The sequence below is a fragment of the Halomonas sp. 3H genome (genome assembly GCF_024206005.1).
Lineage (GTDB): Bacteria > Pseudomonadota > Gammaproteobacteria > Pseudomonadales > Halomonadaceae > Halomonas > Halomonas campaniensis.
Genome location: NZ_CP100360.1, coordinates 112,494 through 124,280 on the forward strand (window position 1 = coordinate 112,494; position 11,787 = coordinate 124,280).

The 11,787-nt window shown below is 68.9% G+C and carries 15 protein-coding genes; 6 read left to right on the plus strand and 9 right to left on the minus strand.

Features of this window, described 5'->3' with window-relative positions; translation table 11 throughout:
* Positions 1-157: 157 nt before the first annotated feature.
* A complete protein-coding gene (locus NFC98_RS00530; protein ID WP_254276326.1) occupies positions 158-571 on the plus strand; it encodes a PaaI family thioesterase in 414 nt (137 codons plus the stop codon).
* Positions 572-583: 12 nt separating this feature from the next.
* On the opposite strand, the gene NFC98_RS00535 is transcribed toward NFC98_RS00530, so the two are convergent.
* Positions 584-958: a DUF423 domain-containing protein gene (locus NFC98_RS00535; RefSeq protein ID WP_254276327.1), complete on the minus strand. Its 375-nt coding sequence runs from the start codon at positions 956-958 to the stop codon at positions 584-586.
* A 301-nt stretch (positions 959-1,259) separates the two neighbouring features.
* Between NFC98_RS00535 and thiS the strand changes: the two genes are divergently transcribed.
* The 3 genes from thiS to trmB all read left to right on the plus strand — a co-directional run bounded on the left by thiS (position 1,260) and on the right by trmB (position 3,121).
* Positions 1,260-1,472, plus strand: coding sequence for a sulfur carrier protein ThiS (gene thiS, locus NFC98_RS00540; protein ID WP_254276328.1), 213 nt, complete (start codon positions 1,260-1,262; stop codon positions 1,470-1,472).
* A gap of 40 nt (positions 1,473-1,512) precedes the next feature.
* Entirely contained in the window at positions 1,513-2,310 is a 798-nt protein-coding gene (locus NFC98_RS00545; RefSeq protein WP_254276329.1) for a thiazole synthase, read from the plus strand.
* A 67-nt stretch (positions 2,311-2,377) separates the two neighbouring features.
* Entirely contained in the window at positions 2,378-3,121 is a 744-nt protein-coding gene (gene trmB, locus NFC98_RS00550) for a tRNA (guanosine(46)-N7)-methyltransferase TrmB (RefSeq protein ID WP_183330878.1), read from the plus strand.
* 400 nt (positions 3,122-3,521) lie between these two features.
* Here trmB and NFC98_RS00555 read toward each other — a convergent pair whose 3' ends face one another.
* Entirely contained in the window at positions 3,522-4,442 is a 921-nt protein-coding gene (locus tag NFC98_RS00555; RefSeq protein ID WP_183330879.1) for an AEC family transporter, read from the minus strand.
* A 114-nt stretch (positions 4,443-4,556) separates the two neighbouring features.
* Here NFC98_RS00555 and NFC98_RS00560 point away from each other — a divergent pair, with 114 nt between their 5' ends.
* Positions 4,557-5,069: a hypothetical protein gene (locus NFC98_RS00560; RefSeq protein ID WP_254276330.1), complete on the plus strand. Its 513-nt coding sequence runs from the start codon at positions 4,557-4,559 to the stop codon at positions 5,067-5,069.
* Positions 5,066-5,653: an SCO family protein gene (locus NFC98_RS00565; protein WP_254276331.1), complete on the plus strand. Its 588-nt coding sequence runs from the start codon at positions 5,066-5,068 to the stop codon at positions 5,651-5,653. Before NFC98_RS00560 ends, NFC98_RS00565 begins: the two co-directional genes overlap by 4 nt.
* 18 nt (positions 5,654-5,671) lie before the next feature.
* On the opposite strand, the gene NFC98_RS00570 is transcribed toward NFC98_RS00565, so the two are convergent.
* From NFC98_RS00570 to NFC98_RS00600, 7 genes are all read right to left on the minus strand, one after another.
* Complete coding sequence (locus NFC98_RS00570; RefSeq protein WP_254276332.1) at positions 5,672-6,715, minus strand: poly(3-hydroxybutyrate) depolymerase; 1,044 nt, start codon at positions 6,713-6,715, stop codon at positions 5,672-5,674.
* Positions 6,716-6,722: 7 nt separating this feature from the next.
* Entirely contained in the window at positions 6,723-7,409 is a 687-nt protein-coding gene (locus NFC98_RS00575) for an FKBP-type peptidyl-prolyl cis-trans isomerase (protein WP_254276333.1), read from the minus strand.
* 125 nt (positions 7,410-7,534) lie between these two features.
* Complete coding sequence (locus tag NFC98_RS00580; protein ID WP_183330884.1) at positions 7,535-7,978, minus strand: universal stress protein; 444 nt, start codon at positions 7,976-7,978, stop codon at positions 7,535-7,537.
* Positions 7,979-7,996: 18 nt separating this feature from the next.
* Positions 7,997-9,280, minus strand: a complete 1,284-nt coding sequence (locus NFC98_RS00585; RefSeq protein ID WP_254276334.1) for a TRAP transporter large permease — start codon at positions 9,278-9,280, stop codon at positions 7,997-7,999.
* Between the two features lie 21 nt (positions 9,281-9,301).
* Positions 9,302-9,889: a TRAP transporter small permease gene (locus NFC98_RS00590; protein ID WP_254276335.1), complete on the minus strand. Its 588-nt coding sequence runs from the start codon at positions 9,887-9,889 to the stop codon at positions 9,302-9,304.
* 220 nt (positions 9,890-10,109) lie between these two features.
* Positions 10,110-11,126, minus strand: a complete 1,017-nt coding sequence (gene dctP, locus NFC98_RS00595) for a TRAP transporter substrate-binding protein DctP (protein WP_254276336.1) — start codon at positions 11,124-11,126, stop codon at positions 10,110-10,112.
* 90 nt (positions 11,127-11,216) lie between these two features.
* Positions 11,217-11,753: a TIGR02444 family protein gene (locus tag NFC98_RS00600; protein ID WP_254276337.1), complete on the minus strand. Its 537-nt coding sequence runs from the start codon at positions 11,751-11,753 to the stop codon at positions 11,217-11,219.
* Between the last annotated feature and the right edge of the window lie 34 nt (positions 11,754-11,787).

Genomic DNA, 11,787 nt, shown 5'->3' on the forward strand with positions numbered 1-11,787 from the left:
GGACAGGTCGTGAAGATGTCATGGCCTGTCGCCGGGAAAGCCTCGAGTTGTTCCTGCTTTCGCCTGTTCGAACGTGAAGCGCCCCGGGTACCTGCCCGGGGCGCTTTCGGTTATGTTGAGGCCAACGTCCCTCGCCGCGACACGCAGGAGCCAGCCGATGACCGTGATGACCGCCGCCGCCATCGAGGACTTCCTCGACGACGTCTTTCCCCAGCGCACCGGGACGATCGAGGGCGTCGGCCACATGCGGGCCACCATGAGCCTGGCCATCGAGGACGAGCACCTGCGCCCCGGGGCCAGCGTCTCCGGCCCGACCCTGATGGGCCTGGCCGACGTTGCGCTCTACGTGGCGATCCTCGCCCAGATCGGTCCCGAGCCCATGGCCGTGACCAGCGACCTGCACTGCCGCTTCCTGCGGCGGCCCAGCGGCGACCGGGACCTGATCGCCAACGCCCGCATCCTCAAGCTCGGCCGGCGCCTGGCGGTGGGGGAGGTGCAGCTCTTCTCGGCCGGCGACGAGGCGCCGGTGGCGCTGGTCACCGCCACCTACGCCCTGCCCGATCGCGACTGATCCCGGGCCTACTCAGCGGGCGCGCAGCACGGTCGACGCCAGCGCCAGCCAGCCGGCGATCATCAGCACGCCACCCAGCGGGGTGATCATGCCCAGGCCGCCCAGGCCGGTCAGCGCCATGGCGTAGAGCGAGCCCGAGAAGAGCCCCATGCCGGCCGCCCACAGGCCCATGGTCAGCCGCTGCCCGGCCAGGGGCCGGGTGGCGCGCCAGCCCAGCACGGCGAGCAGCGCCAAGGTGTGCCAGGCCTGGTAGCGCACCCCGGTCTCGAAGGCCGCCGCCAGCCGCGGGGCCAGCTGTCCCTCCAGGGCGTGGGCGCCGAAGGCCCCTGCCATCACCACCACGGCGCCCGACAGCGCCGCCCCCAGCCACCAGCCTCGGTCCTGCATTCCTTTCTCCCTCATATGGCTTCCTGGTCAGGTCGATATCGGGTGCTCAGCCACGAGGGGCGCCGGGAGCAGGGTGGAGAGGAGGTCCTATGCCAGGGATGGCATCGGTAGCGCCCAGGGAGGGGTTCACAGCGCCTCCTCGAAAGCCTGCTGCCGGATCAGCCCCGAGAGGTGGGAGCGTCATGGCCGCTACCGTACCCCGCGCGAGCCGAGTCGGCTACAATGGTGGCCCGCGATTCCTGCCCGCCCGGCGGGCCCAGCGGCCAGACAACGAGAGCATCGAGAGCGCAGAGAGGACGCCATGCAGATCCAGCTCAATGGCGAGGCGCATACCCTGGCGCCGGACCTCACCCCGGCCCCCACGATCGCCCAGCTGCTCGAGTCCTTGGGGCTCGCCGGCCGGCGTATCGCCGTGGAGGTCAACGAGGAGATCGTGCCGAGGAGCGAGCACGCCGCGACCCGCCTGGCCGAGGGCGACCGGGTCGAGGTGGTGCATGCCATCGGTGGCGGCTGAAGCCGCGGTGATCTCCCGACAACGACACAAGGCAGACGCGATGACAGACTTCTTCCAGGACCAGCCGCTGCGGATCGCCGGGCGCGAGTTCACCTCCCGCCTGCTGGTGGGAACCGGCAAGTACCGAGACTTCGACGAGACCGGCGAGGCGATCGCCGCCTCCGGGGCCGAGGTGGTCACCTTCGCGGTGCGCCGCACCAACCTGGGGCAGGAGGCCGGCGAGCCCAACCTGCTCGAGGTGGTGCCGCCGGAACGCTATACCCTGCTGCCCAATACCGCCGGCTGCTACACCGCCAAGGATGCCGTGCGCACCTGCCGGCTGGCGCGGGAGCTGCTCGACGGCCACAACCTGGTCAAGCTCGAGGTGCTGGGCGACGACACGACCCTCTACCCCAACGTGGTCGAGACCCTGGCCGCCGCCGAGACGCTGATCGCCGACGGCTTCGACGTCATGGTCTACACCAGCGACGACCCCATCGTCGCCCGCGAGCTCGAGCGCCTGGGCTGCTGCGCCATCATGCCGCTGGGGTCGCTGATCGGCTCCGGCCACGGCATCCAGAACCCGCACAACGTCCGCCTGATCATCGAGCAGGCCGGCGTGCCGGTGCTGGTGGATGCCGGGATCGGCACCGCCTCCGATGCCGCCCTGGCCATGGAACTGGGCTGCGACGGCGTGCTGATGAACTCCGCCATCGCCCATGCCCGCCAGCCGGTGCTGATGGCCGGCGCCATGAAGAAGGCCGTCGAGGCCGGCCGCGAGGCCTTCCTGGCCGGGCGCATGCCGCGCCGCCAGAGCGCCGACCCCTCTTCCCCCTTCGCCGGCCGCATCAACGGCTGACGCGTCCATCGATCGCCCGCAACGAACGCCTGAAACAGGCGCCCAGAACGAGAGCCCCGACCGCCCCATGAGTGACCAGTCCCGCGACGATACCGCCACCACCGGGCCGGAAGGCCCGGATGCGCCCCTGCACCGCCCCGGCATCAAGAGCTATGTGCTGCGTGCCGGGCGCATGACCCAGGCCCAGACCCGCGGCCTCGAGGAGGTCTGGCCGCGGCTGGGGCTGACCCTGGCCGACGGTCGCCAGGACCTCGATGCCCTGTTCGGCCGGCGTGCCCCCCGGGTACTGGAGATCGGCTTCGGCATGGGCGCCTCGCTGATCGAGCAGGCCGAGACCCATCCCGACACCGACTTCATCGGCATCGAGGTGCATGCCCCGGGTGTCGGCAAGCTGCTCGACGAGGCCGACAAGCGCGGCTTGACCAACCTGCGGGTCTACCGGGAGGACGCCCTGCGGGTGCTCGAGGAGTGCCTGCCGGAGGAAAGCCTGGACACCCTGCAGCTGTTCTTCCCCGATCCCTGGCCCAAGAAGAAGCACCACAAGCGGCGCATCGTGCAGCCCGCCTTCGTCGAACTGGTGCGCCGTCGGCTCAAGGTCGGCGGCACCTTCCATATGGCCACCGACTGGGAGGCCTACGCCGAGTGGATGGCCGAGGTGATGGATGCCGCCCCGGGCTATGCCAACACCGCCGCGCCGGAGACCGCCCCCTATGTGCCCCGGCCGGAGTTCCGGCCGCTCACCAAGTTCGAGGCCCGCGGTGAGAAGCTCGGCCACGGCGTCTGGGACCTGATCTACCGTCGCGACGATTGACCTGCCGGTGCTGACGAATCTGTCGACGGTGGTTCAAAGCGCTCGGGGCTGATATGGCGGCAAGCCTGCGAGGAGGCGCTGTGAATACCTCCCTGTACGCTACCGACGCCATCCCTGGCGTAGGACCTCCTCTTCGGCTTGCCCCCAACGCCCCTCGCCTAGGCAGCGCAAACGCTCATGTGATGCTCCCGTCCGGGGGCATCGCTGTTTCTGCGGGACGAAAAAAAGCCGCCCTGGTGAGGGCGGCGGCAAGACCGTGACTAGCAATGAGGAGGGAGAAACCATGGCAGGCGACTGGCGGTTCCTGCCGTGGCATGGCGCCTCATCAACGCCATGTAGAAAGAGTAATCATTCTCGTTTCCTGCGTCAACACAAATGCGAATCTTTTTTATTAAGCGCCTCACCCGGCACCGGCCAGGCGCAGCCACAGGGGCAGGGTGGCCATGGCCAGCAGGGTCTGTCCGGTGATCAGCGCCGCCATCATCTCGGCATCGCCGCCCAGCTGCCGGGCCAGGATATAGGCCGAGGTGGCGGTGGGCAGGGCGGCGAACAGCAGCGCCACGTCGCGGCTAACCGGGTCGAGGCCCAGCGCCAGGGCGAGGGCCAGCACCAGGGCCGGCATCAGCCCCAGCTTGACGAGGTTGGTGGCCCACACCCCCCGGTCCAGCCGCATCAGGGCGGCGGGGCGCAGGGCCACGCCCACCGCCACCAGCCCCAGCGGCAGGGCGGCCCGCCCCAGCAGCTCCACGGTGGCCTCGCTCCAGCCCGGCAGGCCGATGCCGCTGACGTTCAGGCCGATGCCGATCAGGCAGCCCAGAATCAGCGGGTTGCGCACCAGGGCGGCGAGGCTCTTGCCGAGGCTGCCGGCGCCGAGCGTCCCCGCGGCGATGAAGCTGGCCACGCAGAGCACGTTCACCACCGGCACCATCAGCGCCACGGCCACCGCCGCCACGGTGGCGCCCGGGCCACCGTGCAGGGCGGCGGCGCCGGCGACCCCGACATAGGTGTTGAAGCGCAGCGATCCCTGGAAGGCCGAGGTGAAGGCGGGCGCCTCCAGGCCGAGCCAGCCGCGCAGCGCCCAGAGCAGGGCGCCGAACAGGCCCATGGCCCCCAGCAGCGCCCCGGCCAGGCGGGTCACCGGCACCTGGCTGACGTCGGCGGTAGCCAGGGTCGAGACCAGCATGGCGGGGAACAGCAGGAAGTAGATAAGCCGCTCCAGCCGCGGCCAGAAGTCCCCCCCCGGCTGGCGTGCCCAGCCGAGCACGGCGCCCAGCAGGATCAGCAGAAACAGGGGGCCCAGTGCATTCGCCACTCCCGGCATGTCGATCTCCTCGTCGTCGGCGTACCCTGCGACATCCTTGCGCACTCTGCCACAGGCGAATGCTGATAAGCTTACCGCCATCACGCCTTCCCATGGAGTGCCGCGTTCGCCGCCATGTCCCGTTCCTTGCCGACAGAGACCGCCGTCTCGCGCCCCCCGCTGTTGCGGCTGCTGATCCTCTTCACCCTGGTGACCGTCGCCGTGGCACTCTGGTACCTCACCAGCTACAGTCTTCGCGGGGGAGAGTCGGTGCACTGGTTTCCCGAGGAGGCCGGCTGCGACCTGCGGCTCGGCCCCTGCGTCGCCTCGCTGGGTGGCACCGGCAGCCTGCGCCTGGACCTGGGGGCCGAGGGAGAGATCCGCGCCCTGGAGATCCTGCCGATGACGGTCACCCTGTCGGGCGTCGAGGCCGAGTCCGTGAGGGTCGACTTCGTCGGCCGCGACATGGACATGGGGCTGCACCGCTACCCGCTGCGCCGCCAGGGAGACGGGGTCTTTCGCGGCGAGGGACAGGTGCCGATCTGCACCGAGGCAGTGATGCCCTGGCGGGCCCGGGTGGTGGTCGACACCGGCCGGGGGCGGATCGGCAGCGGATTCGATTTCGACGTGGAGAGAAGTGCGCTATGAAGCGGAAGGGGATCTGGGCCGGCGTGGCGGTCATCGTGGTGGCGCTGGCCGTGGGTGGCCTGGGCTGGTACCAGCAGCTGGCGGGCGATGCCGACAGCGACATGCGCGGGGGCCCCGTGGAACTGCCCTCGACCCGCGGCGACTTCTCGCTGAGCCAGCTCGGGGAGGACCAGCTGGCGGTGCTGTTCTTCGGCTATACCTATTGCCCCGACGTCTGCCCCATGAGCATGGCGGTGGTTCGCCAGGCGCTCTCCGAGCTGGACGAGGCGAGCCGCGAGCGGGTGGTGCCGGTGATGGTCTCGGTCGACCCGGAGCGCGACTCCCTGGAGCGCCTGGCCGAGTATACCGGCTTCTTCGGCGACGCCTTCATCGGCGCCACCGGCTCCGAGGCGCAGCTCGAGGAGATCGCCGAGCGCTACGGGGTGGTGTGGCGCCGGGTCGAGACGCCCGAGTCGGCCATGGCCTATACCATCGACCACAGCTCCTCGCTCTACCTGGTCGACCGCGAGGGGCGGATCCTCCGGCGGGTGCTCTACTCGCCGGCCCCCCACGGCCTGCTATCGGCGCTGCGCGACGCGCTCTAGCGCCGCGGCGTCCTCGCCTCAGCGAGGCGACTCCTGGAGGCGCTCGATCATCGCCATCAGCGCACGAACCTGGGTCCCCTCGCGGCTGTCATGGAGCGGATCGAGCTGCCAGGTGCTCTCGGCGAAGCCCCACCAGTCCCAGCAGCCCTGGGGGTTGGCCAGGCTGGTCTCCGCCTGGGGATAGAGCACCACCCGCCGGTTGCTGGTTGCCCACTCGTTCAGCCCGCTGTGGCGGACGAAGGTCTCGCCGATCTGCTCGACGCCCATCCCGCAGCCGTGCAGGGCCACCGTGAGGTCGCACCCGCCCGCTTCGCAGGCCGCCGGCACGAACAGGTAGCCGGCATCGTCCAGGCCCTTGGCGCCGCGCACCGAGGCCTGGTCGAAGGCCTGCAGCTGGCCCTCGGGCGCTGCCGGCGGTGCCAGCTCGCCATGCAGCCAGCCCAGCGCCTCGCCGGCGATATCCAGGTCACAGTTCAGCACATGGGTGCCGCCCCCCTGGCGGCAGCCGGCCAGCTCGGTGGCGGGGGCCGGTTCGGCGTGGTGGCCGATGGGCCAGCCATGGCCGACCCGCTCGCTCGCTCGGGCCCTGAGCTGCTGGTCGGGGTTCGCGAGCCAGCCCCGGAACTGCTCGGCCAGGGCGCGACCCAGTGCGGGGGCGACCGTATCGTCCTCCTCTCCGTGCCAGACGAAGACCCTGAGCTCGGCCAGGTCCTCGCTCTTGCCCACCAGGTCGCGCTCCAGGTAGCCGAGGCGGCGCACCTCCAGTTCGTCCAGGTCGGGCGGTCCCAGGCGGGTGGTCATGCACTGGCCCAGCGCTCGGCGCAGGGTGCCTTGGGCGCAGGACCAGGGACCGGCGCCCAGCACGCCAAGGCCGCTGAAGCGCTCCGGCCAGGCGACGGCCAGCTGGGTGGCCATGTAGCCTCCCGAGGAGACGCCGACCACGCTGACGTCGTCGGCGGCAGTGGCCAGGCGGGGCAGGTCGGGAAGCTGGTCGGCGGCGACGGGAGCGGCCGCCAGCCCCGCCAGGGCGAGGCCGGCGAGCGGCAGGCAGCGTCGGAGCATGGCGGTCTCAGTCACCGATCACGTCGAGCAGTTCGACCCTGAAGATCAGCGTCTCGTAGGGGCCGATGGGCCCCTGGCCCTGGGCGCCGTAGGCGAGCTCGGCGGGGATCACGACCTCCCAGGTATCGCCGACGCTCATCAGCTGCAGGGCCTCCTGCCAGCCGTCGATGACCTGGTCGACCCGGAAGCTGACCGGCTCGCCGCGCTCGTAGGAGCTGTCGAAGACGGTGCCGTCGATCAGGGTGCCCTCGTAGTGCACTTCGACGCTGTCCTCGGCGCCGGGGGTGTCGCCGTCACCGGCTTCCAGTACCCGGTACTGCAGGCCGGATTCGGTCACCTCGACGCCCTCCTCCTCGGCATTGGCCGCCAGGAAGGCCTCGCCCTCGCTGCGGTTGGCCTCCGCCTGCTGTTCGGCTTCGGCCTGACGGGCGGCCATGGCCTCCTGCTGGAAGCGCATCAGGGCGTCGGCCATCTCCTCGTCGCTCATGGCCAGCTCGTCGCCGGCGAAGACGTCGCGGATCGCCTGGGTGAAGGCGTCGACGTCCAGGTCGTTGACGTCCTGCTGGATGCTCTGGCCGAGGGTCACGCCCAGGCTGTAGCCCAGGCGTTCCTCGTCGGTCTCCGGCGCAGCCAGCGCCAGCGGGGCAGCAGCGAGCAGGGTGGTGAGGGAGGCGGTAGTCAGCAGTCTCTTCATGGACAGGCCCTTGTGGGTCAGGCGCCATGGCGCCGTCGGTGAGTGAGGTCCATGGGACTCTAACAGGGCCGGGCCGGTTCCGCACCCGCACGCGGCGGGGCAGAACCGGCCCGGCAGGGCGGCGCTCAGACCACCAGGGTGGGGCAGTTGGCCGAGCCGGCGACGCGCTGTGCCACGCTGCCCAGCAGCAGGCTCTTGTCGCCGTTGGTGCCCTGGGCGCCGATCACGATCAGGTCGCACTCCCGCTTGCGGGCGAAGCGCACGATGGTGCGCGAGGGGCGCCCGCCCTTGACGAAGGCCCGTACCTTCTCCACGGGCACGCCCATCTCGATGGCATGGGACTTGGCATGCACGGCGATCTCGGTGGCGTACTCCTTGAGGGCGTCGTCGGGCAGGTCGAGGCGGTCGGGGCGCACCATGGAGAGCGAGGCCTCGAGCAGGCTGTGGTGCTTGAAGACGCACAGGATGTAGAGCTCCGCGCCGGTCAGCAGCGCCAGTCCCGTGCCCTTCTCCAGCGCCTTGAGGGCCCCCTTGGAGCCATCCACCGGTACCAGTATCCGATTGAACATCGTCAATGCCTCCTTGGATCAGCGGAACGCCAGGTCGCGCAGGAACAGGGCGATCTGCGGGAACATGATGATCAGCGCCGCCGCCAGCACCAGCATGAAGACGAAGGGCGGGGTGCCGCGGATCACCTCCCAGTAGGGGCGCTTGAAGATGGCGATGGCGGTGAATATGTCGCAGCCGAAGGGTGGCGTCGCCGACCCGATGGCCACCTGCAGGGTGATCAGCACACCGACATGCACCGGATCCAGGCCGGAGGCGGCGATGGCCGGGGCGAAGATCGGCGTCAGCACCAGGATCACCACAATGGGGTCGACGAACATGCAGGCCACGAAGAAGGCCACCGAGATGGCGATCAGCACGCCTATCGGCCCGGCCTCGTTGACGCCCACCGCCTCCAGGATCGTCTGGGGGATCTGCGCGAAGGAGATGATCCAGGAGAAGCCGTTGCCCACCGCCACCAGGATGAACACCACCGCGGTGATCAGGCCGGTGGACTTTGCGATGGCGTAGATGTGGTGCAGCTTCAGCGAGCGGAACACCACGAACTCCAGCAGTACCGCGTAGAGCACGCAGGCCGCCGCCGCCTCGGTGGGGCTGAAGACGCCGCCGTAGATGCCGCCGACGATCAGCACCGGGAAGCCCAGTGGCCAGAGGGCGTCCTTGACCGAGATGGCGCGCTCCTTCCAGGTGGAGCGGGGCTCCGTGGGTACCTTGTTGATGTAGGCGTAGGCCACGCAGTAGGCCGAGAACATGGCCAGGATCAGCAGGCCTGGCCCGATGCCGGCGATGAACAGCTCGCCGATGGAGGTCCCCGAGATGACGCCGTAGATGATCATGCCGATGCTCGGCGGGATCAGGAAGGCGATGTCGCTGGAGTTGATGATCAGCGCGAGGGTGAAGGGGTCCTTGTAGCCGGCCTTGAGCATACGCGGGCGCAGCGGCGAGCCCACCGCCACCACCGTAGCCTGGGTGGAGCCGGAGACCGCGCCGAACAGGGTGCAGGAGGCTGCGGTGGAGACGGCCAGGCCGCCCTTGATGTGGCCCACGAAGGCCATGACCATGTTGATCAGCCGGTTGGCCGACTGGCCCCGGGTCATGATGTCGGCGGCAAGGATGAACATCGGCACGGCGATCAGCGCCGTGGGGCGGATGCCACCCATCATCTGCTGGATGAGGGTCTCCATCTGGCCGAGGCCGCCGAAGGTCATGTAGAAGCCGACGAACGCCGCCGTGGCCAGGGGGATCATCATCGGGAAGCCGAGCAGCAGCAGCACGATCATGATGGAGAGGATGATGGTTGTCATGGGGGTGTGCCTCGCTCGGGATCAGACTTCCGTTTCCGTGTCCTTGTAGCCATCCACCACGTGGGTCGAGAGGTAGACGTCGCGGGAGGTCATGTTCTTGATGGCGGTCAGCAGGTACTGGATGCCGGTGATGGCGAAGCCGACCGGGACCCAGATGTACATGATCCAGACCGGGATGCTCAGCGAGGGCAGCACCCGTCCGCGACCGTAGATGGTGGAGATGTAGCCGATCGAGTAGTAGCAGAGCACGAACATCACCACGGCGGTGAACAGGCAGATGATGATCATCATCCAGCGTCGCCCGCCGGTGGGCACGGCGTCATAGATGGCCGACATGCGGATGTGGCGACCGTGGCGCGCCGCATAGCCGATGCCGGCGAAGGTGATCATCACGATCAGGATGCGATTGATCTCCTCGGAGAAGTGCAGGCTCTCGCCGAGGAGGAAACGACTCAGCACGTTGGCGATGGTGTTGACGGCCATGAGGATCACGCCCATGGCCAGGATCACCGCCTCGATGCGGCTGATCCAGGTGTCGATGGGCCCCAGGGGGCCGGGCAGCGTCGAGCGGTAGTTCTTCTCGGCGATGTCGTCTTCGTTCATTTCCATGTCGGCGGGCTCCTGTCCATTCCCCACGCACGATGATTGCTGTCGTTCTTCGAGAGTACGCCGTCAGGCTGGGTCATGCCGTCGAGCCTTCAACGCTGAGTGGCCGGCCGGCCGGGCTGGACGCGGTATACCGGCGCGACGGCGTCGGGGCGTCGAAGACAAAAGGGGGCAGCCTGCCGGCTACCCCCTTGCTCGCTGCGGTGGCGCTGATCCTCCGGGATCAGTCGGCCGTCACGGCCTCGAGGTCGGCGTGGAACTGCTCGAGCAGCTCGCGGCCGCGCTCGCCGGTCATCTCGATGAACTCCTCCTCGACCTCGGGGGCACGGGCGCGGAAGGCCTCGATCTGCTCCTCGTCGAGGCGGGTCACGGTAACCTCGTCGGAGGCCTCCTGGATCTTGGCCAGCGACTCGTCGGCCAGCCCGGAGATATGCTCGATGATGATCTCGTAGGCGTGCTCGCTGGCGTCACGCACCAGCTGCTGCTCCTCCTCGGAGAGGCCATCGAAGAAGTCCTGATTGGCCATCATGGCGGTGGTGAACCAGCCGTGGCCGGTGTAGACCAGGTGCGGGGAGACCTCGTAGAGGCCACCGGACTCGATCCAGAAGATCGGGTTCTCCTGGCCCTGGATGATGCCGGTCTGCAGGCCGCCGTATACCTCGCCCCAGGGCAGCGGCGTCGGGCTGGCACCGAAGGCACGGTAGGTGGCGGAGAGCAGCGGGTTGGTCATGGTGCGGATGTTCTTGCCGCGCAGGTCTTCCGGCGAGGTGAAGGGCTCGTCCAGGGTGACGACCATCTCGCCTTCCGGGTACATCTTCAGCAGCTCCAGGCCCTGCTCGGCGTAGAGCTCCGGGAACATCTCGTTGATGGCCACGCTGGTGTTGAAGAACTCGATGACGGTCTCTTCATCGGTGGGCAGCAGGTAGGGGACGAAGAAGATCTGCGCCTCGGGGATCAGCGCGCCGGTGAAGCCGGGGGACTGGTTGACGAACTGCAGGATGCCCGCCTGGGTCTGCTCCATGATGTCGTCGGACTCGCCCAGCTCGCCGAAGCGATAGACCTGGACGGTGTTGTCGGAGTTCTCCTCGATGTACTCCTTGAACGCCATGGCGTAGACGTCCTGGACGTCGCCCTCGAACTCCTCGTGGGCATAGCGCCAGTTGGCGGAATGGGCCGCCGCGGACATGCCGAAAAGCAGGGCGCCGACGGTGGCCGTGGTCAACAGCTTGGTTGCCTTCATTCTTGTTCCCCTCGCAGGTATGGACCGGTCAATATCAGGCGAAATTGACAGACAGAGGGCGGACAGCATGCCCGCGCGTCTGAATTCAGGCTAGCGTGGCCCCGGGGGAGGGTCAAGGCAGGCAATGATCGTCTGGAGCGTTGAAAGATGTGATTTTTTCTGCAGTTGGAGGCACTGGGCGAGACAATCTGCGGCCTTTTCCCGGGTCCGTGGCAGCGGCCGAAGGGGGCCTTGCCGGGCCAGTGCCTCGAGCCTGGCGAGGGCCTCCAGCTCGGCCTGGAGCTCGGCCTGCTTGAGGGTGGCGCGCAGCTTCTCGACGCCGGAACGGCCGGGCGCCTGGCCCTTCAGGGCGCGGCGCAGACGGCGCAGCGGGGCGGTGACCTCGCGCTGCCAGCCATGGATCTCGGCGAGCGCCTCCTCGATCGTCTCGCCCGGCACTACCCCGTGCTGGAGCAGCCAGCAGCGCCACAGCAGCTCGCAGACGTCGATGCCCGCCTCGTCCTGGAGCCGCAGGCAGGCGGCCTCGATGCCGGGACGGGCGTAGAGAGCGAGGGCAAAGGCCTCGAGGGGGGCGGCGGCCAGTCGGTCCCGCAGAGCGGCCGTCATTTCGGTAGAATCAGCGCTCATTCGTTTTCCTGCCGTCGCTTCCCGCGGCGGCCCT

Bases quoted from the DNA above. Each gene is read 5' to 3' on its own strand.
- NFC98_RS00530 (WP_254276326.1), top strand. From the start codon at position 158: ATGACCGTGATGACCGCCGCCGCCATCGAGGACTTCCTCGACGACGTC.
- NFC98_RS00535 (WP_254276327.1), bottom strand. From the start codon at position 958: ATGCAGGACCGAGGCTGGTGGCTGGGGGCGGCGCTGTCGGGCGCCGTG.
- thiS (WP_254276328.1), top strand. From the start codon at position 1,260: ATGCAGATCCAGCTCAATGGCGAGGCGCATACCCTGGCGCCGGACCTC.
- NFC98_RS00545 (WP_254276329.1), top strand. From the start codon at position 1,513: ATGACAGACTTCTTCCAGGACCAGCCGCTGCGGATCGCCGGGCGCGAG.
- trmB (WP_183330878.1), top strand. From the start codon at position 2,378: ATGAGTGACCAGTCCCGCGACGATACCGCCACCACCGGGCCGGAAGGC.
- NFC98_RS00555 (WP_183330879.1), bottom strand. From the start codon at position 4,442: ATGCCGGGAGTGGCGAATGCACTGGGCCCCCTGTTTCTGCTGATCCTG.
- NFC98_RS00560 (WP_254276330.1), top strand. From the start codon at position 4,557: ATGTCCCGTTCCTTGCCGACAGAGACCGCCGTCTCGCGCCCCCCGCTG.
- NFC98_RS00565 (WP_254276331.1), top strand. From the start codon at position 5,066: ATGAAGCGGAAGGGGATCTGGGCCGGCGTGGCGGTCATCGTGGTGGCG.
- NFC98_RS00570 (WP_254276332.1), bottom strand. From the start codon at position 6,715: ATGCTCCGACGCTGCCTGCCGCTCGCCGGCCTCGCCCTGGCGGGGCTG.
- NFC98_RS00575 (WP_254276333.1), bottom strand. From the start codon at position 7,409: ATGAAGAGACTGCTGACTACCGCCTCCCTCACCACCCTGCTCGCTGCT.
- NFC98_RS00580 (WP_183330884.1), bottom strand. From the start codon at position 7,978: ATGTTCAATCGGATACTGGTACCGGTGGATGGCTCCAAGGGGGCCCTC.
- NFC98_RS00585 (WP_254276334.1), bottom strand. From the start codon at position 9,280: ATGACAACCATCATCCTCTCCATCATGATCGTGCTGCTGCTGCTCGGC.
- NFC98_RS00590 (WP_254276335.1), bottom strand. From the start codon at position 9,889: ATGGAAATGAACGAAGACGACATCGCCGAGAAGAACTACCGCTCGACG.
- dctP (WP_254276336.1), bottom strand. From the start codon at position 11,126: ATGAAGGCAACCAAGCTGTTGACCACGGCCACCGTCGGCGCCCTGCTT.
- NFC98_RS00600 (WP_254276337.1), bottom strand. From the start codon at position 11,753: ATGAGCGCTGATTCTACCGAAATGACGGCCGCTCTGCGGGACCGACTG.